The 20,158-nt window shown below is 64.0% G+C and carries 21 protein-coding genes, 1 pseudogene and 1 riboswitch; of the genes and pseudogenes, 8 read left to right on the top strand and 14 right to left on the bottom strand.

The features are described 5' to 3' along the window. The first annotated feature begins 128 nt into the window (after window positions 1-128). Entirely contained in the window at window positions 129-416 is a 288-nt protein-coding gene (locus ACSQ76_RS08640) for a hypothetical protein (RefSeq protein WP_306129662.1), read from the top strand. A 95-nt stretch (window positions 417-511) separates the two neighbouring features. On the opposite strand, the gene ACSQ76_RS08635 is transcribed toward ACSQ76_RS08640, so the two are convergent. The 6 genes and pseudogenes from ACSQ76_RS08635 to folE2 form a co-directional block, all read right to left on the bottom strand. Then, on the bottom strand, window positions 512-2,095 hold the full coding sequence (locus tag ACSQ76_RS08635) for a 5-guanidino-2-oxopentanoate decarboxylase (protein WP_437156259.1): 1,584 nt from the start codon (window positions 2,093-2,095) through the stop codon (window positions 512-514). Then, window positions 2,095-3,540, bottom strand: a complete 1,446-nt coding sequence (locus ACSQ76_RS08630) for a TrkH family potassium uptake protein (protein WP_306129664.1) — start codon at window positions 3,538-3,540, stop codon at window positions 2,095-2,097. The genes ACSQ76_RS08635 and ACSQ76_RS08630 overlap by 1 nt, the downstream gene beginning before the upstream one ends. 90 nt (window positions 3,541-3,630) lie before the next feature. Further along, window positions 3,631-3,843 (bottom strand): hypothetical protein, encoded by a 213-nt coding sequence (locus ACSQ76_RS08625; RefSeq protein WP_306129665.1) that lies wholly within the window; start codon window positions 3,841-3,843, stop codon window positions 3,631-3,633. A 437-nt stretch (window positions 3,844-4,280) separates the two neighbouring features. After that, window positions 4,281-4,409 (bottom strand): hypothetical protein, encoded by a 129-nt coding sequence (locus tag ACSQ76_RS08620; RefSeq protein WP_306129666.1) that lies wholly within the window; start codon window positions 4,407-4,409, stop codon window positions 4,281-4,283. Between the two features lie 222 nt (window positions 4,410-4,631). Continuing rightward, a complete protein-coding gene (locus tag ACSQ76_RS08615) occupies window positions 4,632-5,198 on the bottom strand; it encodes a hypothetical protein (RefSeq protein WP_437156258.1) in 567 nt (188 codons plus the stop codon). A gap of 233 nt (window positions 5,199-5,431) precedes the next feature. Next, a pseudogene (gene folE2, locus ACSQ76_RS08610) lies at window positions 5,432-6,531 on the bottom strand (GTP cyclohydrolase FolE2). A gap of 195 nt (window positions 6,532-6,726) precedes the next feature. Here folE2 and ACSQ76_RS08605 point away from each other — a divergent pair. Next, window positions 6,727-7,071 (top strand): ArsR/SmtB family transcription factor, encoded by a 345-nt coding sequence (locus ACSQ76_RS08605; RefSeq protein ID WP_437156257.1) that lies wholly within the window; start codon window positions 6,727-6,729, stop codon window positions 7,069-7,071. Beyond that, on the top strand, window positions 7,064-7,594 hold the full coding sequence (locus ACSQ76_RS08600; RefSeq protein ID WP_437156256.1) for an SRPBCC family protein: 531 nt from the start codon (window positions 7,064-7,066) through the stop codon (window positions 7,592-7,594). The genes ACSQ76_RS08605 and ACSQ76_RS08600 overlap by 8 nt, the downstream gene beginning before the upstream one ends. A 96-nt stretch (window positions 7,595-7,690) precedes the next feature. On the opposite strand, the gene metZ is transcribed toward ACSQ76_RS08600, so the two are convergent. Then, window positions 7,691-8,872, bottom strand: coding sequence for an O-succinylhomoserine sulfhydrylase (metZ, locus tag ACSQ76_RS08595; protein WP_437158178.1), 1,182 nt, complete (start codon window positions 8,870-8,872; stop codon window positions 7,691-7,693). A 57-nt stretch (window positions 8,873-8,929) separates the two neighbouring features. Beyond that, window positions 8,930-9,008, bottom strand: a riboswitch (SAM riboswitch). A 149-nt stretch (window positions 9,009-9,157) separates the two neighbouring features. Here metZ and ACSQ76_RS08590 point away from each other — a divergent pair. Continuing rightward, window positions 9,158-10,150: a T6SS effector phospholipase Tle3 domain-containing protein gene (locus ACSQ76_RS08590; protein ID WP_437156255.1), complete on the top strand. Its 993-nt coding sequence runs from the start codon at window positions 9,158-9,160 to the stop codon at window positions 10,148-10,150. Here the strand turns inward: ACSQ76_RS08590 and ACSQ76_RS08585 are convergent. The 3 genes from ACSQ76_RS08585 to ACSQ76_RS08575 all read right to left on the bottom strand — a co-directional run bounded on the left by ACSQ76_RS08585 (window position 10,099) and on the right by ACSQ76_RS08575 (window position 12,315). Beyond that, window positions 10,099-10,701, bottom strand: coding sequence for a hypothetical protein (locus ACSQ76_RS08585; protein ID WP_437156254.1), 603 nt, complete (start codon window positions 10,699-10,701; stop codon window positions 10,099-10,101). The genes ACSQ76_RS08590 and ACSQ76_RS08585 overlap by 52 nt on opposite strands. 88 nt (window positions 10,702-10,789) lie before the next feature. Continuing rightward, the gene (locus ACSQ76_RS08580) at window positions 10,790-11,395 is read right to left on the bottom strand and encodes an inner membrane-spanning protein YciB (protein ID WP_437156253.1); all 606 of its coding nucleotides are present in this window, start codon (window positions 11,393-11,395) and stop codon (window positions 10,790-10,792) included. A 17-nt stretch (window positions 11,396-11,412) separates the two neighbouring features. Further along, window positions 11,413-12,315 carry a DMT family transporter gene (locus ACSQ76_RS08575; protein ID WP_437156252.1) on the bottom strand — a complete coding sequence of 301 codons (903 nt, stop codon included), beginning with the start codon at window positions 12,313-12,315 and terminating at the stop codon, window positions 11,413-11,415. Between the two features lie 417 nt (window positions 12,316-12,732). On the opposite strand from ACSQ76_RS08575, the gene ACSQ76_RS08570 reads away from it, so the two are divergent. Then, window positions 12,733-13,215, top strand: a complete 483-nt coding sequence (locus ACSQ76_RS08570; protein ID WP_306129676.1) for an MgtC/SapB family protein — start codon at window positions 12,733-12,735, stop codon at window positions 13,213-13,215. A 28-nt stretch (window positions 13,216-13,243) separates the two neighbouring features. On the opposite strand, the gene ACSQ76_RS08565 is transcribed toward ACSQ76_RS08570, so the two are convergent. Continuing rightward, window positions 13,244-13,828 carry a hypothetical protein gene (locus ACSQ76_RS08565; protein WP_437156251.1) on the bottom strand — a complete coding sequence of 195 codons (585 nt, stop codon included), beginning with the start codon at window positions 13,826-13,828 and terminating at the stop codon, window positions 13,244-13,246. Next, window positions 13,825-15,294 carry a signal recognition particle-docking protein FtsY gene (ftsY, locus tag ACSQ76_RS08560; protein WP_437156250.1) on the bottom strand — a complete coding sequence of 490 codons (1,470 nt, stop codon included), beginning with the start codon at window positions 15,292-15,294 and terminating at the stop codon, window positions 13,825-13,827. The genes ACSQ76_RS08565 and ftsY overlap by 4 nt, the downstream gene beginning before the upstream one ends. A gap of 97 nt (window positions 15,295-15,391) precedes the next feature. Here ftsY and ACSQ76_RS08555 point away from each other — a divergent pair, with 97 nt between their 5' ends. Continuing rightward, window positions 15,392-16,279 (top strand): lytic transglycosylase domain-containing protein, encoded by an 888-nt coding sequence (locus tag ACSQ76_RS08555; RefSeq protein WP_437156249.1) that lies wholly within the window; start codon window positions 15,392-15,394, stop codon window positions 16,277-16,279. Here the strand turns inward: ACSQ76_RS08555 and ACSQ76_RS08550 are convergent. Then, on the bottom strand, window positions 16,264-16,932 hold the full coding sequence (locus tag ACSQ76_RS08550) for a lysoplasmalogenase (protein ID WP_437156248.1): 669 nt from the start codon (window positions 16,930-16,932) through the stop codon (window positions 16,264-16,266). The genes ACSQ76_RS08555 and ACSQ76_RS08550 overlap by 16 nt on opposite strands. Window positions 16,933-17,103: 171 nt before the next feature. Here ACSQ76_RS08550 and ACSQ76_RS08545 point away from each other — a divergent pair, with 171 nt between their 5' ends. Together ACSQ76_RS08545 and ACSQ76_RS08540 are read left to right on the top strand one after the other, a co-directional pair. Beyond that, window positions 17,104-18,168, top strand: coding sequence for an alkane 1-monooxygenase (locus ACSQ76_RS08545; protein WP_437156247.1), 1,065 nt, complete (start codon window positions 17,104-17,106; stop codon window positions 18,166-18,168). A gap of 40 nt (window positions 18,169-18,208) precedes the next feature. After that, entirely contained in the window at window positions 18,209-18,604 is a 396-nt protein-coding gene (locus ACSQ76_RS08540) for a hypothetical protein (RefSeq protein WP_437156246.1), read from the top strand. 7 nt (window positions 18,605-18,611) lie between these two features. Here the strand turns inward: ACSQ76_RS08540 and xseA are convergent, their stop codons facing one another. After that, a complete protein-coding gene (gene xseA / locus ACSQ76_RS08535) occupies window positions 18,612-20,138 on the bottom strand; it encodes an exodeoxyribonuclease VII large subunit (protein WP_437156245.1) in 1,527 nt (508 codons plus the stop codon). Between the last annotated feature and the right edge of the window lie 20 nt (window positions 20,139-20,158).

Here is a 20,158-nt window from a genome sequence, read left to right as displayed (position 1 = left end):
AATTGAACGGGAACTTCGCCGTAAGGCCATGTTTCGGCCCAATGCACACCGTTCCAGGCCCCGATACCCCCCTCGGGTGGTGCGGGCGTTGGCCGTAACGATCGGCCATATATCTGGAGTGGATCGAAATGTTCAAATCAATCGTTCTGGGCGCAACCGCGCTTTGCGCTTCCTTCGCATCGACGGCACAGGCCGACCTGTCGTCAGACGTGGCCGCCTCGCTGCACCTCGCAGGCAATGGAAACGCCGCGCCGGCCCTGAACCACCAGGGACAGTGGTGGACCCATCCCAAGGGATGCGAATATTCCCGCGCCGGCCGCGGCGGCGAAGTCGTGTGGTACCTCATCATCAACACCGCCCGCCCCGGCTGCCCCGCCTACATCGTCAGCTATAGCCCTTATAACGACGTCTACTGAGCAGCCCGACCATTTCGAACCGGCTGTTTACCGAAGAGACGGAAGACCGGGCAACAGCCCGGCTTCACCCTCCCGATAACCCGTCTGTCCAAAGCCTACCCTGCAATTCCGGCTTGCACGTGGATAAGCGTCGGGCGATCCGCGTCGAAGGCCGCGCGCACCGCCTGACCCATTTCCTCCAGGCTGCCGGGCTGCACGGCATGGGCGCCGTAGGCTTTCGCCAGCGCGCAGAAGTCCGGATTTCTTGCAACCACCGCGTTGGGCGCGATCTGCGAACGGATCATCGCATCCTCGATCTCTTTCAGCTTGCCGTTGTCCCACAGGATGATCGGCAGCGGCAGGCCGTGTTCCACGGCCGTGCCCAGTTCCTGCACCGTGTATTGAAACCCGCTATCGCCGCAGATCGCCAGGGTCGGCTGGCCGTTCCGCGCGATGGCTCCCCCTATGGCGGCGGGCATTCCATAGCCCAGCGTGCCATAGCCAAAGGGATGATGCCAATGGCCGGGGCGATCCATCGGCCAGACTTCCTTGGCGGCATAGGCGAATTGCGTCATGTCGGAATAGATCATTGTCTCCGCCGGGCATGCCGCGTGCAGCGCCTCGACCACCGGCACGATGCCGGGCCGCTCGGCCACCACTTCCGCCCGCCAGCGCGCCTTGGTCGCGGCCACCGTCGCGGCATCCCATTTCGGCGCGGCTTCGGTGTCCAATGCCTCGGCCAGCGCCTCCAGAAACGCGCCCGCGTCCGACAGGATCGACAAATCCGCATGCGGGTGGTCCAGCTCGACCGGATCGATATCCACGCGGATCATCTGCCCCTTGTGACCCAGCTCATCGCGCCAAAGGTCGATCTCCGACAGTTCCGATCCCACGACCAGAACGAGATCCGCCCTGGCCATGACCTCGGCGCTGTCCGGTCGCGCCAGATAGGCCCCGAAATCGAGCGGCAGATCGGCCCCTGCCACGCCGCGACCGGCATAGGTCGTCATCATGGCCGCGCCACTGCGTTCTACGACGGCCCGCGCCGCCGCCCCGGCCCTTGCGCTTCCGCCTCCGAACAGGATCATCGGTGTCTTCGCGCCGCGCAGGGCCTCCGCGACCCTCTCGACATCACTGGCCCGTGCCACGGCAGGTGTCGGTCGCGAAGCCACCGGTTGCGGCGCCGGGTCGGCCAGGCTTCCGCCCAATGCGATGGGCACCTGAATGTGTTTCGTCCGGGGCCGCGCCGCCGCGAACTCGTTGAACGCGCGATCGACAAGACCATAGGTCGCCTGCGCCGACTTTACCTCAAAGCTCCAGTCGCAGATGCAGCGTGCCGCCCCTTCCTGGTCTATCATCTGATGAAGCTGCCCGCGCCGCGCCGCCGTCTCGTCCAGGCAGCTCGAGATCACCAGCATCGGCACGCTGTCCGAATAGGCCTGCCCCATCGGCGTCATGATGTTGGTCAACCCCGGCCCGGTGATCACGTAGGCCACCCCCGGCTTGCCCGACGCGCGGGCATAACCGTCGGCCATGAAACCCGCCCCCTGCTCATGCCGCGCCAGCACGTGGCGAATTCCGGCCTCCTCGATACCGCGATACATTTCGACGTTATGCACGCCGGGTATGCCGAAGATCACATCGACCCCGCGGGCCTTCAACATGTGCGAGATTTGTGCGCCAAGCGGTCGCTGGGTCATCAGGCCCTCCAGAAAGAAATGGTGAAGATGGCATAGACGGCCAGCAGTTCCAGCCGGCCGATAAGCATCGCGGCGATCAGGATCCACTTGGCCGTGTCATTGAGCGGCTTGTAGGTGCCCGCCGGTCCGATGACTTCTCCCAGGCCCGGGCCGATATTGGCCAGCGCCGAGGCGGCCCCGGACACGGACGTGGTGAAATCCAGCCCGGTCATGCCAAGCGCAACCGAGACCAGCCCCATCGTGACCACGAAGAAAACGAAGAACGACATGACCGAGCTCAGCACGTCTTCGGAAATGGGCCGTCCGTCATATCGCGGCGTGAACACGCCATGCGGCGAGTAGATCCGCTGGAGTTGCGACCGTACCGACGCGAAAAGCAGCTGGTACCGGAAGATCTTGATCGAACAGCTGGTCGACCCGGCGCAGCCCCCGATCAGCCCGACGAAGAAGAACACCGAAACCAGCAATGGGCCCCAGCCCATGTAATCCACGCTGGAATATCCCGTTCCGCTGATGATGGAGGTGATGTTGAACGCGGCCTCCCGCAGGGCCTGCTCGGGATGATGCGGGAACATCGTCAACAGCACCCCGGCGGTGCCGACGGTCAGGAAAGTCAGTGTGATCAGGAACCCGCGCACCTGGCTGTCCTTCAGAACCGCGTTGCTGCCCGCAAGCAGTTGCACGTAGCGTACGAACGGAAGCGCGGCGAGGATCATGAACACCGTCGCCACCCACTCCGCGGGCCCCCGGAAGGTCCCGAACGAGGCATCGTAGGACGAAAAGCCGCCGGTCGACACGGTGGTCAGCGCATGCATCGTCGCGTCGAACGTGTTCATGCCGGTCATCATGTAACAGGCGATGCAGGCCAGCGTCAGCCCGAGGTAAATCACCGATATACGCGACGCGATCTCGGTCGCCCGCGGCAGGATCTTCCCCATCGTGTCGAACGCCTCCGACCGAAAGAGCTGCATGCCGCCCACACGCAGTTCGGGCAGGAACACCATCGCCACGACGATGATGCCGATGCCGCCCAGCCATTGCAGGATACCACGCCACAGGTTCAGGCCCTTGGGCAATGTCTCCAGCCCTGTCAGCACGGTCGCGCCGGTGGTGGTCAGACCGGACATCGCCTCGAAGAAGGCGTCAACGAGCGTGGAATTGGTCGCGCCGAACATGAAAGGCATCGCGCCAAAGATCGGCAGGATGACCCAGACGCCCGTCGTCAAAAGAAAGGTCTGCTGGATCGTCAGGCCCTCGCGGACCCCGTTGCGGCAGGACAGGGCCACAAGCCCCCCTGCAAGAACCGTCAGGATCGCGCTTTCCGCGAAGATCTGCCAGTGTTCGCGCCCTTCGGCGATATCCACCATCATCGGCAGGACCATCGCCAGGCCCAGCGCCATGACCGTCAGGCCAATCACATATCCAACCGGGCGAAAGTCCACCATGGAGCGAAGCCTTGGCCCCGGTACTGAATTATGTCAAGCCGCTCCGCGAGGGCCCGGCACGGCCGGAACCCCGTAGGTCGGACAAGGTCGTCAGGCGTAGAACAGGTCCTGGAACACGTGGCGCACGATGTCTTCGCGCTTGATGCCCATTTGTTGCAGTTCCTCGTCGCTTTTCGCGCTGAGTTCCTCGATCAGGCCACGGCGCGACATGATGCGCGCGTGCTGGTCGAACCGTTCCACGATGCCGTGGAACACGCGGGTGAAAAAGCCGCCGTGGTCAAGATTGGTCGTGCTAGTCGCCATTTGGAAACCTCAAAAGTTTTGCTTCGGTTTCCTCCCTGACACCAAGGTAGGTCCAACGATCGGTCAGCACCACTGTCATACTGGAAACCCTGGCTTGCAACTGGTGCAACCCCGCTCGGTCCACGTCAGCCGACACAAACGCACCCGCCATATCCAGAGGTGCAGGAGCATCAGGAGTCACCTGCATCTTGTTGAAATTCCGGCTGAAAGCGCGCCTCTCCGGTCCGCGGACAGCACGTCGGATCAACTCGGGGCCTCTCGGGTCGCGCCCCCGACTCCGCAGCTCCAAACTCAAACCGCCCTCGGGGACAGATGCCTTTGCAGGCGTCCCGGAGGGCGGCTTCGTCGTCAGGACTGCTGAAGGTTCTTCCCTTCACGGCGGGGCAGTGCGCCGCTGACAGGCGCGGGCCGGCAACCCGGCCCGGCGTCAATGTCGCTCAGGCCGCCCATTCGGTCTGTGTGTCGCGCGTCATTGCCTGCGTGAGTTTTTTCAACTGTTCGGCAACTGTGCGGAACAGGCGGATGAGACCATTTTCGTAGTTAGGATTGGTCGTGGTGGTAGCCATACTGGAAACTCCATGTTCATCTTACAGTTTCCTCCCTGGTAGACAGGTATACCTGCAGACCACGCCCTACCACCGACAAGGTGGAAGCCCCGGTTTGCGCCAAGTGCAATGCTTGACGATCCGAGCAAGCCTTCCGCATGCAGACATTGCCGGAAAACGAGAAACGCGGCCACCGCCTCAGCAGTGACCGCGCCTTTGCTACATATTGGCCGAAGCCGCGTGTTAAGAGTCGGCAGCCTTTCCGGCATTGTCCGAGCGTTCGGGCATCGCCGGTGGGGCCGAGGGCTGACGCGGGCGCTTTGCCCCGCTGTCCTTGTCCGCCGCCTCGGGTTTCGGAAAGGTCGTCACGTTGCTCGGCGCGGCGCTTGCGACCGCTTGTGTTGCGGGTTGCGAAGCCGTTGCCGCGGCGGGCGTCTGTTGCGCTGGCTGTGCCGCCTTGGCGCTGGTTTCTGCCGGGACAGACTTGCTCGCAGGCTTGGCGGCCGGTTTCTGCGCCGGCTTGGTCGAAGCCTTGGTCGCAGGTTTCGCGGCGGGCTTGGTGCTTGTCTTCGCGGCCGTCTTCGCCGCCGGTTTGGGCTCCGCCTTGGGCGCGGGTTTGGCCGCCGGTTTCGATGCCGTCTTCCGGGCAGCCGGCTTTGCCTTGGCTTTCGCCGCCGGTCGCGCCTTTGCGGCGGGTTCCGCCCCGACCGGTGCCGGACCAGGCAGACCAAAGGTCACGCCCATGAACCGAAGCTGCGATTCATAGGCGGCGCGTCCGACCACCTGCATCAGTCGCAGCTGCTTTTCCACGATCATCCCGCTTAGTTGCAGTCCCGTCAAAGACGCCCTCAGGGGTGCCGAATAAAAATACATTGCTCCATCCCGTTTTGAATCGCCCTTTCAGGCATAAATTGCACGGAATTTATAACATCTTTGCAAATGCAGAAAAGACTATGCCGCTTTGCAGCGTACCTTGCATCGCTTTCCGGCGGGCTTTTGCCAAAGGTTTCAGCATAAACCGCGCCGGGACGTCGCCATGCCGCTCACCCGACGTGAAACAGCGTGGTAAACAGTTTCGGGTCCAGGCTTTCCGATGCAAACGTGTCGCCCTGGGTCGTGATACTGACCGCGTCATGGCTGTGCAGGCTTTCCTGGTGGCTGGCGATCACACGGAAATCGCCGATCCGCGCGTCGTTCAGCAACTGCTTGGAAAACAGCCGCGCCGCATCCTCCACGAAAATAGGGTTGGCCGCGTTCAGCTCGGCAAAGGCCTGTTCGTCCTCGCGCTTGACCATGACCTGCGTTTCGGTCGCCACCGCCGTGCGGGCCAGTTCGATCAGGTCCTCGAACCACAGGCAATCCTCGCCCACCACCTCGACCGAAATCCGCGCCACCGACCGCTGGGAATGCGGCGTGGCCAACTGCCTCCGCGCCTGCCGCGCATGCTCGCTCAGTTCCAGCGAACAGGGGCAGGTCGAGGAATAGACATAGTCGAGATGCATGAACTTGCGGCGCACGCCGTCATGCTCCACCAGCTCCATCGCGATATCGTAATACTGGTAACCTTCCAGCCCCGACCGCAGTGAAGTGATCTTCATGGGGAAGGAAAACCGCATCTGGATCCGCGCATCAATGCTGTCCAGATCCGAGATGTAGTCGTCCAGCGCCGATTCGATCACCTCGAAACTGAAGGTCCGCTCGGCATGCTTGTAAAAGCTGCGCATGATGCGGGACATGTTGATGCCCTTCTTCTCGGCCTCCAGGCTGACCGACCCGGTCACCGAGGTTTCGAGCGTCAGGTCACCCCCTCACGGGTGTGAAACCGGATCGGCAGCCGAAAATTCGAAATCCCGACATGCTGCAACTGCTGCCGTGCCCCCTTGATCAGCGAGGCCGGGCCATTCTGCAAATCGGGCAGCGTAGCCCGATAGGCGGCATCGGGCTTGAAGTTTTCCGGATAGGTCCGGCTCAGCGCGGGATAGTTCGACACCTCCCCGCGCGGCAAAAGCCGGGCAATTGCGGGGTCCAGGTCGGCCACCTCCTCGGGGCTTGCGCTCGCCGCCCACGCCCGCAGCACCGACAACGCCTGCGCGGCGTCTTCCCGGTCCAGTACCTCGCCCAGCTTGGTCCGTTGGATATTCATCAGCGGCCATCCCATTGTGTTCTGCCGTCTATCACATAACGCGCGCGCGCGCGAAATCCCAGTCTCGAATGAATTTACGCCAAACGCGACAGCCCGGATCACCTTCGCATGGCGTCTGCGGGTAACCCGCAGGGAGCGCTCCGCTCCCGAAGTGGCTCTTGACATGCAACCATTCAGTTGCATATCTATGCCTTCATGACCGATGTTTTTCACGCCCTCGCCGATCCGACCCGGCGCGCCCTGCTCGACCGGCTCTTTCTCGAGGGAGGCCTCACCCTTTCCGAACTTGCGGAAGGCGCCCCGATGACACGGCAAGGCGTGGCCAAGCACATCGCGATCCTCGAGGCCGCGAACCTGGTCACCGCCGAGTGGGAAGGGCGCAACAAGCGCCATTTTCTCAACCCCGTACCGCTGACCGGCATCGTTCACCGCTGGGTCGGCAAGTTCGAAGATGCCCGCCTCGACGCGCTGGCCGAATTCAAGGCCCGCCTTGAAGACCCTACCGACATGGACAAGAAGGACACCAAACGCCATGGCTGACACCCTCTCCTCCTCGCACGACACCCGCGCCTCCACTGGCAAACCCACGGCATCGGACTTCGTCTACGCCGTCTTCATCCGCGCCGATATCGACACCGTCTGGAACGGTCTGATCGACGGCGAACTCACCCGCCGCTACTGGGGCCACGAGAATCGCTCCACATGGAAGCAGGGCGCGCCGTGGGAACATGTCCGCACCGATGCCGAGGGCACGGTCGACATACGCGGCCGGGTGATCGAGATCGACCCGCCCACCCGCATGGTCTGGAGTTGGGCCATCGGGAAAGAGGCCGACACCCCCGAAAAGCGCTCGCGCGTCACCTACGAACTGGTGGCTCTTGGCCCCGACACCAAGCTCACCGTCCGCCATGCCGAACTCGAACCCGGCTCGCCGATGGACCAGAGCGTGCGCGAAGGCTGGCCGGCGGTTCTGTCGAACCTCAAGTCGATCCTGGAGACAGGCGAGGTGCTGCGCGAGGACGACTGGCCCACTCACGAGCTGCTCGACTGTCCGGAAACCTGATCGCCCGGTTCCCCGTCGCGAGGCCGGCCCACGGGCCGGCCACCGACGCAATACCGACGTGATACCGACGCAATGCCGAGGTGCAGAAACGCCCTCTCAGACCGCCTCCAACGCCTGCATCACGTCGGCAATCAGGTCCTCCGCATCCTCGATCCCCACGCTCAGCCGCACCAGCCCGGGCGTGATGCCCAGTACATCCTTCTGCTCGTCCGAAAGGCGCTGGTGCGTCGTCGTCGCCGGATGCGTGGCGATGGATTTCGCGTCGCCCAAATTGTTCGAGATGATCACGATATTCAACGCGTTCAGAAACCGGAACGCCGCCGCTTGCCCGCCCTTGATATCCAGGGCGATCACCGTACCGCCCTTGCCCATCTGGCGCTTGACCAACTCGTGCTGCGCGTGGCTGGCGTGCCCGGGATAGATCACGCGCTCAAGCCCCGCATGGCCCTGCAACGCATCGGCGATGGCCAGCGCGTTGTCGGCCTGCGCGCGCACCCGCAGGTCGATCGTTTCCAATCCTTTCAGCATCACCCAAGCGGTAAACGGCGACATCGAACCGCCCGTGTGCTTCATGTAAGGCTCGATCGTCTTGCGGATATACTCCTCTGTCCCGAGGATCACACCGCCCAGCGCACGGCCCTGCCCGTCGATATGCTTGGTCGCGGAATAGACCACCACGTCGGCACCCTGTTCCAGTGCCCTCGAAAAAACCGGCGTTGCAAAGACGTTATCGGCCACCACGTTGGCCCCTACCGCATGGGCGATCTCGGCCACTGCCGCCACGTCCACCACCTCCAGTGTCGGGTTGGCGATGGTCTCGAAGAACACGACTTTGGTGTCCTCCCGCACCGCCGCGCGCCACGCCTCCACGTCGGTGCCGTCGACAAAGGTCACCTCCACGCCATAGCGCGTCAGGATCTCCTCCAGCACGTAAAGGCAGGACCCGAAGAGCGCCCGCGCCGACACAACGTGATCGCCGGCCTTCAGCATCGAGATCAGCGCCCCGCTCACTGCCGCCATGCCGCTTGCCGTGGCAAAGGCGGCCTCAGCGCCCTCCAGGCCAGCGATTCGGTCCTCGAACATCGCCACGGTCGGGTTGCCGTAGCGGGCATAGATGAACTCGTCATCGCCCGCCTGCACGAACCGCGCTTCTGCGGCCTCCGCGCTGTCATAGACAAAGCCCTGCGTCAGGAATATCGCCTCGCTCACCTCGCCGTACTGGCTGCGCCGCGTGCCGCCATGCACCAATTTGGTGCGTCTCTTCCACTCGTTTTTCATCATCGACCTCCGGGCGATCCGCCCAAAAATAAAGTCCCCAAGCCGGTCAAGCGAAAGGGGACTTTCATCCTGACCTCTTTAGCGGAGATGTTTAACGTGGCCCGCAATCCGGTAACAAATCGCCACGCTTCTGATCTACGCCCCCGTGCGTTTCCCGTCAACCCGTAGCTGCGCGGCTCGGCTGTGTCCCTGCAGCAGCGTCACGGTGCTGTAACCCTAGCTTCAACCAACCGTCATATGGCTAGAGTAACTGCTGCCCACAAGATGTAGTAGAAAGGGTCGAAAATGCCGCTTTTGCAGATCGACGCCACGTCTCTTGGTCCACGTCTTCATGGTGCCACCCAGCCGATTCTGCCCGCCCTGCGTCGGGCGCTCCGGCGCCCCGGTCCGGTCGTGCTGATGACCCACGGCTTCAAGTACGCCCCCGGACATCCCGCGTCCTGCCCGCACAACCACATCCTTGCGCTCGATCCCAACATCCGAACGTGGAAAGCCAAAAGCTGGCCCCGGGGGCTGGGCTTCGGCGCGGGCGACCCCGCAGAAGGGCTTGCCATCGGCTTCGGCTGGCCGGCCCGGGGCACGATCTGGAACGCCTACAAGCAGGCTGAGGCGGCCGGTCGTTGCCTTGCAGACCTTATTGCGATGATACGCCAGATCGCCCCCAATCGTCCGGTTCACCTCGTTGCGCATTCTCTTGGTGCGCGCGTCGCCCTCGGCGCCCTGCCCCGCCTCCCTGCCGGCGCCGTCGCGCGCGTCCTTTTGCTGAACGGCGCCGAATATGGCGCCGCCGCGCGCGCCGCAATCGAGAGCGCAGCCGGCCGCGCCGCCGAAATCATCAGCGTCACAACCCGAGAGAACGATCTTTTCGATTTCCTGCTCGAACGGCTGATCTCCGCCCCCGAGCATGGCGACCGCAGCCTGGCCCAGGCCCTGCCGCAGCGACCCAACACGCTGACCGTGCAACTCGACCATCCCGATACGCTCCCGTCTCTCGAAAGGGCTGGATTTCGCGTGGCGCCGGGACGCGCGCGGTTCTACTGTCACTGGTCGACCTACCTGCGCGACGGGCTTTTCGACTTCTACCGCGCGCTTCTGCGCCAGCCCGAGCAGACCAGCCTGACCCATCTGCGGACACTGCTTCCCGGGATGCAGGATCCGCGCTGGTCGCGGCTCATGCCCTGGCCTAGAAACGGGCTTGCGTCGGTTCCGTTTCTGTCCCGGCCGCCTCAGGCGAGGCTGTCTTCAGGCGGGATCACAAGCAGCACGATGAACCAATAGGCAAAATGGATGAAAAACGCCGCGACCATCATCGCCGACATCCACACCACAAGCGAGCCGGTCGCGATCAATGCCTCGTTCACGCACAGAAAGACCATCGCGAAGCAGGCGTTGACGCGCAGCAGTGAGACCGGCCGCCCCTCTGTCACGTTGTGCATCATCCGCGCCATGACCTCCTGCTCGCGCCGGACGCCCATCAGCATGATCACAAGCACGAAAATGCAGCCCCCCGAAAGCAGGCGCTGGCTGAAAAGTGGATCACCGACCCCCAGTTGCACTGCCGCGAGTGCGGTCACGACCACCACCGGCCAGACCATCCTGGCGCGATAGCCGTCGTTCAAATGACGCGCCGCGTTGGGCAGACTGCGCCAGACCGCATGTGTCTGCGCCAGGACGAGAACCAGAACAAACACCCTGTCCTCCGGCATCCCCGACCCGTTGAGCCCGATCCACAGGATCAGCATGATCACAAGAGGAAGAAGCGTCTCGGCCCGCATCGGCGGAATGGAGGCGAAAGCGCCCTGGACGCGGGAAATCACTGCGTATGTCATGGTGTCTGCGTGAAGTATGATTGGGGCAAAAGTTTGGCCCCTCTCTAATACCGCCCGCAGACGCCGCAACAAAGGGCGGAATAAGGGCTCAGGACTTGCCGGCGTCGTCTGTCCCGTGCTCGGCGATCAGCTTGCCCTGCATCATGAAGAACACAAACATCGCCGCCATCAGGCCGAAGGTCTTGAAATAGACCCAGGTCTCCTCGCTCTGCGTGCGCCAGACCAATTCGTTCAGCGCCGCCATGGCGAAAAAGAAGATCGTGATCCGCCGGGTCAGGATCATCCAGCCCGCGTCCGTCAGAGGCATCAGGCCGTCCATCACGTATTGCAGATAGGACCGACCCCGCAACAGCCCCACGCCCAGAACCGTGCCGAAAAAGAGGTAGATGATCGTCGGCTTCATCTGGAAGAACTTCGGATCGTTCAGCCACACGGTCATGCCGCCGAACACCACCACCAGCACCGCCGTCAGGATCTGCATCTTCGACAGGTGCCCGGTCAGCTTCCACATCAGCGCAGTACAAGCCAGCAGAACGGGGATGAACACCGCCGTGATGACGATGAAGCCCTCGTATTCTGTCGCGCCGATCGTGAATACACGGTCCTTCAGCATCAGGTAAGCCACAAAGAAACCCAGCACCGGCCCGAACTCCAGCACCGCCTTCAATTTGCCATTCGCGTTCTTGTCGTCCATCGTCTCGCCTCTTCGCTTCAGCCGCCACTCTCAACTATGACCGCGCCGGCTGCAATCAATGCCATCAGCGCGATCCGCCGGGGCCCCACCGTTTCCTTCAACACCAACCAACCGATCAGGGCGGCGAACACCGTCGACGTCTCGCGCAGCACCGCCGCCTCGCCCACCTTGTCCAGTCTTGTGGCCATCATGATCGAGCCGAAGGAGAAGAACGCGATGAACCCGCCCGCAAAGCCGCGCAGCAGTAGCGGCCCGGGCTCGGGCGCGTCCTCCATCCCGCGCCACCGGCGATAGGCAATCACCGGAAAGATCAGCCCGTCGATCAGGAAGAACCACGCAAGAAAGGTAAACGGGTCCGCGGTGGCGCGGATTCCGTAGGCGTCGTAAGTGGTATAGAGCGCCACGAAGAGGCCCGTCAGCACCGCCAGCCCCAGCGCCGCCGGCATTGTTTCGCGGTCCAGCTCGATCGTCCGCAGATTATAGATCGCAAGGCCGTAGATACCGACCAGCAGAACGCCGACGCCGGCCCACTGCACAAGATTGAACACCTCACCAAAAAGCAGATAGGCCCCGATCACCGTAAAAAGCGGCCCGGTGCCGCGCACCACCGGATAGACCACCGTGTAGGCCCCGCGCGTGTAGGCCATCGCCTGCAATATCTTGTAGAGCGTGTGGATCAGCCACGCGGTGGCAAAGATCACCCACATATGCGGCTCGGGCCACGGCACCACGAACAGCGCGAAGGGTGCCGCCATCAGCGCATAGGCTCCGTCGATCGCCCCTCGAGTCAGCCACGGATCGTGCCGCCCTTTCTGCAACGCCCCGAACAGCGCGTGCAAAACCGCGGCCAGCAAGGCCAGCCCGAGCGCAAGCCGGTGACCGGCCTCGGTCCCCTCCAAGGAAATGATCCATTCGCTCATGTGCCGGTATCACACCTCCGGGACGGCCCGCTCCGCACCTCAGCCGCCATAAGTCCCCCGGAAGGAACACTCGTTTTCCGGTATGTGTCTGATCCGGGGCGGCAACGTTTCCCTCTCCCGGCGCAACCAAGGCGCATCCGAAATACCAACCATGTGCAAATCGCCCTCCGGGTTGACCAGAAGCAGGACAGGGTTCGCGCAAGACCCGTCGGCTTCTCCGGGTGAACGCAGATCCGGGACCCCAAGACCCGAGGCTGCACCTGCGCCACGGTCATCCCGTACCCCAGCGCTTCGAAAAGGGAAAGGTCCGCCCGAGATTTTCGCTCCTGGCCGCGCGCTTCGAAAGTCAGGCGACGCGAGGGAACCCACATGGCACCACATCGTTTACGTTTCATGCAACCTATGCTCGTCGCATTCATGGACCAGATCATCAACGAAGTGCAGGGTACATTCTCGGTGGTACCGGCGTCGGTGGCCTTCGCGCGGCTCAGCGTCGCCATGGTGCTCGGTGCTTGCATCGGGTTCGAGCGCGAGCTGCGCGACAAGCCCGCCGGCCTGCGTACCCATATACTCGTCTCGGTGGCCGCCTGTCTTTTCGTGATCATCGGGCGCGAACTGGCCGCAATGGATTTCGGCGGTGACAACGGTGAGCAGCGCAACGACCCCATCCGCATGATCGAGGCTGTCACTGCCGGGGTCGCCTTCCTCGCCGCCGGCTTGATCTTTACCGCCGGCGACAAGGTGCGCAACGTCACAACCGGCGCATCGTTGTGGCTCGCCGGCGCCGTGGGCCTCGGCTGCGGCGCGGGCCAGATTCCGCTGGCCGCCATGGCCGCCGCGATCGTCGTCTGCGTGCTGCTCGTGCTGCGCCAGATCGAAAAGATGATGGGGACGCACTGACACCACGCATTTCACAGGCGGGTCTGCCTCAAACGGGATAGATGAAATTGTTCACGTGCCCGTCGACCGTCTTTTCCTTGTCCAGCCGGTCCAGCAGGAAGAAGATGCGATGCCGCTGCGGCTCCTGCGGCGACAGCTTGGGCCGCTCTTTTGACACGACATCGACGATCGTGTCGTGTCCATTCAGATAGTCGATGACCGGCGCAGGGTCACCGGTGACTTCGACAAACAGCTTGAACTGAGTGCCCAGCCGCTTGTGCAGCCGCAGCTTGACACTGATCGGCCCAGCCTCGGCTGGCAGCACCTCGGACAGCCGGATGACCTTGTTGCGCAGACGTCCGTGATGGCGTTCCTGATCACTCGCCAGCGAACTCAGATAGGTGTCGTTGCCATATCGGATCAGCAAGAGGTTCAGACTGGTGATGTTCCGCGGCACGCCGCTATGCGGTTCCAGTATGAACTCGAACTCCCGCGTACGAAGGGACAACTGGAAATAGGCTGCCTGGACAAGACGATTGACCACGGTCCAGACCGCACTCGCCACAGCAATGAAAAGTGTCGTGTCGAATGCCAGCTCAAACGTGCTGAACCGCGCCAGTGTCTCTTCGATCACGCCCGCGCGCCCTCTTCCAGACCCGTCAGCGCATTGGCGAAATCCTCGGGATCGAAGGGCGCAAGGTCATCGATCTGCTCGCCCACGCCGATGGCATGGATCGGCAACCCGAACTTGTCGGCCAGCGCCACCAGAACGCCGCCCTTGGCGGTGCCATCGAGCTTCGTCATCACCAGCCCCGAGACATCGGCAAGCTGCTGGAAAGTCTTTACCTGGCTCAGCGCGTTCTGCCCCGTCGTGGCGTCCAGCACCAGCAGCGTGTTGTGCGGCGCATCAGGGTCTTTCTTGCGGATCACGCGCACGATCTTGGCCAGTTCCTCCATCAGGTCGGCGCGATTCTGCAACCGCCCCGCCGTGTCGATCATCAGCAGGTCCGCGCCGTCCTTTTCGGCCCTGTCCATGGCATCGAACGCCAGGCTCGCGGGATCGCTGCCCTCGGGTGCCGTTAGAACCGGCACGCCCGCGCGGTCGCCCCAGATCTGCAACTGCTCCACGGCGGCCGCGCGGAACGTGTCGCCCGCCGCGATCACCACCGACTTGCCCGCCGCCTTGAACTGGCTCGCAAGTTTGCCGATCGTCGTGGTCTTGCCCGAGCCGTTCACCCCCACCACCAGCACCACTTGCGGGCGCTTCGGGTAGATCGGCATCGGTTTGGCGACCGGTTCCATGATCCGGGCGATCTCGCGCGCCAGCAGCTCCTTGATCTCCTGACTCGACAGTTTGCGTCCCATGCGCCCCTCGGCCATATTCGCGGTGACGCGAAAGGCGGTATCCACACCCATGTCGGCGGTAATCAACAGCTCTTCGAGTTGTTCCAGCATGTCGTCATCGAGCACACGGCGCACGACCGTCTTCGCCTCGCCGCGTCCCAGCAGACGGCCCAGCAGGCCTGACCGCGTTTGCGGAGCGGCCTCGCTTTTCGGCGTATCGGGCGGAATCTCGATCGGCGTCGGAGTAGGTTGCGGATCGGGACGGCGCACCGGATCTTCCAGTGGCGGTGTTTGCGGCACTTCCTGCGGCGCCGTGGGGGGCACCTCCGTCGGCGGCGCGGGAATTTCCGGCGGCGACGGGTCCGGTCTCGGCTCCGGCGGCGGTGTCGGACGCGGTTCGGGCCGAGGCTCCGGCTCGGGTTCGGGCTCGGGCTCTGGTTCAGGCTCCGGTTCGGGGTCAGGCGCCGGCTTTGGGTCGGGCGTCGGCTCAGGTTCCGGCGTCGGCTCGGGCTCCGGCTGAGGCTCGGGCTCAGGGGTAGGTTCCCGCGTCGGCTCTGGCTCCGGCTGAGGCTCGGGCTCAGGGGTAGGTTCCGGCGTCGGCTCTGGCTCCGGGCTCGGTTCGCGCTTCGGATCAGGCTCTGCCGCCTCGGTCAGCTCCTCGGCCTCGCCCCCGTCCTCGACAATCGCGTCCAGCCCTTCCTCCAGCTTCGAGGAAGACTTGAACAACCGGTCCTTCAGCTTGCGGAAAAACGCCATTGAGACACCCTTGCTTTCTGACCTCTCCAGTTAAACCGCCCCGCCTCCGATGAAAACCCACCATTGACAAGCGCCGGGCACCGCAGACCATGGCACCATGCTCGAACGCCTTGCCCTGATGCTCGTCCTATTGCTGCCCGGTCCCGCCTTCGCGACGCCGCCGGACACGATCTGCTCCACCAACAAATGGGGTCCGCCGCTCTGCATCCGCAAGGCGCATTTCGTCTACGACACCTGCAACGCGATCCAGGGCTTCGCCACCCGCCACGGGATCGACCCGCATTTCTTCGCCCGCCTGATCTGGCAGGAAAGCCGCTTCGACCCCAACGCGCTCAGCCCCGCCAATGCACGCGGGATCGCCCAGTTCATTCCCTCCACCGCCAAGCTGCGCGGCCTCTCCGACCCTTACAATCCGGCCGAGGCGCTCGATCATTCTGCGCAGTACCTGGCTGAGATGGCCCGCCGCTATGGCAACCTCGGCCTTGCCGCCATCGGCTACAACGGCGGCGAGCGCCGTGCCGAAGGTCTGATCGCGGGCACCGGCGGACTGGCACAGGAAACCATCGATTACGTCCACATCATCACCGGCGTCCCCTACCCTAGCTGGACGGAAGACCCCGTGCCGACACCCGATCTGCGCCTGTCGCACGACCTGCCCTTTGACAAGGCCTGTTTCGACCTTGCCCGCAACCGCCGCATGACCGCACTGAAATCCTATCTGCCGAAGGTCAAGCCGTGGGGCATCCAGATGGCCTTCGGCATCACGAAGAAAGCGTCTCTGGCGAAGTTCAAAACGCAAACGCGCGCCTGTACGTCTTTGATTGGCAACGAAGAACCGGACCTGCTGTTCGAGAAAAGCCGCGCCAGCCCCAAGGGCGGCTATTTCATGGCACGGCTCGGGCGCGACAGCCGGGACGCCGCCTGGCGCGACTGCGCGAAGTTCAAGAAGGCAGGTTGCATCTGCGCGGTCTATCGAAACGACTGAAGGCAGAACGCCAGCGTGAACAACGCCTGCGCGCTCCAATAGCTGCCCCAGATGAACCGCGCCATGCCCCGCGCCGCCGGATGCTCGGCGCGGATCACGAACCGCTCGAACGCCAGGACCGTGTCCGAGGCCACGAAGAGCACCGCCCCGGGTAGCACCAACCACAATGCGCCGGTGCGCGGTACCGCCAGGGCGGCACATCCCATGCAAAGGATGACCGCCAGGTAAGCGAGCACCGGCCCGCGCAACGCCCCGGCCCGTGGCCACAGGATCACGGCCATAGCCAGCCCCAGGATCAGAAGCGCCCCGCCAATCACCGCGCTCCCTGCCCCGAAATGATTGAGCCCGCCCTCTGGCAGCGACAGGAACAGCGCGGCATAGGCCATGTGCGCCGACGCAAAGGCGGCAACGCCGATTAGAAAAGCGCAGTCTCCCGGTCGCGACAGCATCCAGTCGCCCACCGCCGAGACAAGCAGCGCCGCCCCCAACAACCACGGCGCACCGCATGCAACGCTTGCCGCCGCCAGCGCCACGACCGACCCCGCCTTGACACAAGAGCGCCCCCAGGCGGGCGCGCCGAGAACCTGCCGCGCGCCGTAAAACACCGCCAGCGCCAGGCCGATCAGCCCCAGAAATGTCACCAGCCCGAGCATCAATCCACCTCAGATTGCATCTTCCCGCCCCTTGGCAACCGCGACCTTGCTACCCTTGCGCCTTCCCCGCCGAACACCGATGATTCAGCGCAGATTGCAAACGGCACGATCAAGCGAATCGTAATCGCCACTTGGTAAGGCCCCGGGAAGAAGCGCCAGAAAAGGAACTCCATGCAAGGGCTTCGCCTCTTCACCATCGCGACCTGTCTTCCTGTCGTCCTGATCCTGCTCGCTGCCATGCTTGGCGGCGCCTGGGCCTGGATCGCCCTGGGCTATCTGACCGTGCTAACATTCCTGCTCGACCGCCTGATCGCGGCAGAGGCCGCCTTCACCGACCCCGATGCCGAATTTCCCGCCGCAGATACGCTGCTGACGGTGCTGGGACTATCCCATTTCGCGCTTTACGCCGCCGCACTCTGGGCCATCGCCGGCCCCTCCGGCCTCGGCGGGATCGAACGCTTTCTGACGGGCTTTGCGACAGGTCTGTTCTTCGGCCAGGAGTCGCACCCGGTCGCGCATGAACTGATCCACCGCCCGAGCCGCGCAAGACGCTTACTGGGCCGCCTGATCTACACGTCCCTGCTGGTCGGCCACCACGCCAGCGCCCATCTGCGCGTGCACCACGTTCACGTAGGCAGCGATGAGGACCCCAACAGCGCCAGACGCGGTGAAGGCTTCTATCGCTACGCTCTACGGGCCAGCGCCGGATCGTTTCGCGCCGGGCTCGCGGCCGAGAACCGCTTGCGCGCAGGCCGCAAACCGCTTTGGACTCACCCATACGCGCTTTATCTCGGCGGTGCGGCGGCTCTGGTGGGCGGAGCACTGGTTCTCGGGGGCGCGAAGGCGCTCTTCGCGGTCGTGGCGTTGTCGCTCTATGCACAGATGCAGATCCTGCTATCGGACTACGTTCAGCACTACGGTCTGCGCCGCGCCACCCTGCCCGATGGCCGGACAGAGGCGGTGGGCCCGCACCATTCGTGGAACACGCCGCACTGGTTCTCCTCCGCGCTCATGCTCAACGCGCCGCGCCACTCGGACCACCATGTCACGCCGTCGCGCAGCTACCCGGCACTTCAGCTTGACCGTGGCACCATGCCGATGCTGCCGCTGCCGTTGCCTCTGATGGCCACGATCGCGCTGTTTCCGACGCTCTGGCGTCGCATGATGGACCGCCGCTGTGCCAGATGGCGCGAACGCGCCGATCAACGCGCCTTGCGCGCCATGGCTGGCGAATAACGCGATGGCAACCCTTGCGCCCATCTGGCAGGATCATCCCATGCGCCTGCTACCGGTCCTGCTCTTGCTCGTTACCCCATTCGCCACTGCCGCACAGGATTACATGTCCGCGGCGGAGTTCGACGCCTACACACGCGGAAAGACCTTTTACTACGGGGCACAAGGCGCGCCCTACGGCGGTGAGGAATATCTCGAGAACCGCCGCGTGCGCTGGTCTTTTCTCGACGGGAAATGCCAGGAGGGCGAATGGTACGAAGACGATGGCCTGATCTGTTTCGTCTACGAGAACAAGCCAGAGCCACAATGCTGGAGTTTCCAGCGCTCGGGCAGCGGCCTCGTGGCGCAGTTCGAGAACGACCCGGCCCAGACCGAGCTATACGAAATGGAACAGACAGGCGAGCCGCTGCATTGCCTGGGGCCGGAAATCGGCGTCTAAGACTGCCTTAGAACAGGCTACCCTGCTCGGGCGGTGTCTTCTTTGCCTTCGCGGCGGGTTTCGGCTTCGGATCTGGGGCGCTGGATTGCGGCGGGCCTTTGGGTGCATCGCCTCCGCCAACCGCCAGCCGCCCGTCGGCGAATTCGATCTCCAGCGCGCTGGCCGCCTGTGCCGCATCCTTCGTCGTCACCAGCGCCCCATCGCCGCGCACCACGGCATAACCGCGCTCCAGAGTCGCCTTGTAGCCCAGCGTCTCGCGCAGCCGGTCCTGCGATGCCAGCCTGTCGCGCCAGGTGCAGATCTGCCGCGCGCCCACATCCGCCAGCCGCTTGGCGACCCGATCGAAATCGGACCGCTTCTGCCTGATGTCGCGCTCCAGTGTGCGCATGTTCATCCGCGCCGCCAGCGACGCAAACCCCTCGCGCCGGTTTCGCACCCGCTCGCGCAGCATGCCGGGCCGCAGCGCCCCCGCCTTTTCCGACAGGTTTACCTGACGTACCTGAATCGACCTGCGCAACGCACCGGGCAGCTTGTCGGCCAGCCCGTCGAGCCTCTGGCGTGGTCCGTCAAGCAACGCCTCGCCCCTCGGCAGGGCCCGGCTCAGGTCCCGCAACCTCTGTTGCCGAACCGTCACCTGACCTCTCAGCGCCTGTAGCAGCCGCCCTTCCTGCCCATCGAGCCATGCCAGCAGGTCCAGCCGCACCGGCACTGCCAACTCCGCTGCCGCCGTGGGAGTCGGCGCACGCTTGTCCGAGGCAAGATCGATCAGGGTCGTATCCGTCTCGTGTCCCACGGCAGAGATCAGCGGGATCGCCGACGCCGCCGCGGCGCGCACGACCGTCTCTTCGTTGAACCCCCACAAATCCTCGATACTGCCCCCGCCCCGCGCCACGATCAGAAGGTCGGGTCGCGGCAGCGCGCCCCCCGGCGTCAACGCGTTGAAGCCCTGAATGGCCCGGGTCACTTCGGGTGCGCATCTATCTCCCTGAACAGCCACGGGCCAGATCAGTACCTTGCGGGGAAACCTGTCGCGCAGGCGATGCAGGATGTCACGGATGACAGCCCCCGACGGTGAGGTCACCACCCCGATCACCTCCGGCAGGTAAGGCAGCGGCTTCTTGCGTTCCGCTGCAAACAGACCTTCGCCCGCCAGCGCCTTGCGCCGGGCCTCCAACATCGCCATCAGCGCGCCCATGCCCGCGGGCTTCAGGTCCTCGATGACAATTTGATACCGGGATTGTCCGGGGAAGGTGGTCAGCCGGCCCGTCGCGACGACTTCCATTCCCTCCTCGGGCTGGATCGCCAGGCGCCCGGCGACGCCCTTCCAGATCACTCCTGCCAGAACCGAGCGATCGTCCTTCAGATCCATATAGATATGACCAGAGCGAGGTCGGCTCACCCGGCCCACCTCGCCCTTGACGCGCACGTGGGAGAACTCTCCCTCTATCATGCGCTTTATCGCCCCCGACAGGTCGGAGACCGAGAATTCCGGGGCGTTTTCGCCCGGGGCGGGTTCGTCGATGAGGTCAGACATGACCCCATCTTTGACGCATC

Origin of the sequence: Roseovarius sp. B08, from assembly GCF_051417955.1 — a bacterium.
GTDB lineage: Bacteria > Pseudomonadota > Alphaproteobacteria > Rhodobacterales > Rhodobacteraceae > Roseovarius.
The sequence above is the reverse complement of the archived record's forward strand: the minus strand, read 5'-3'. Positions and strand labels throughout refer to the sequence as shown.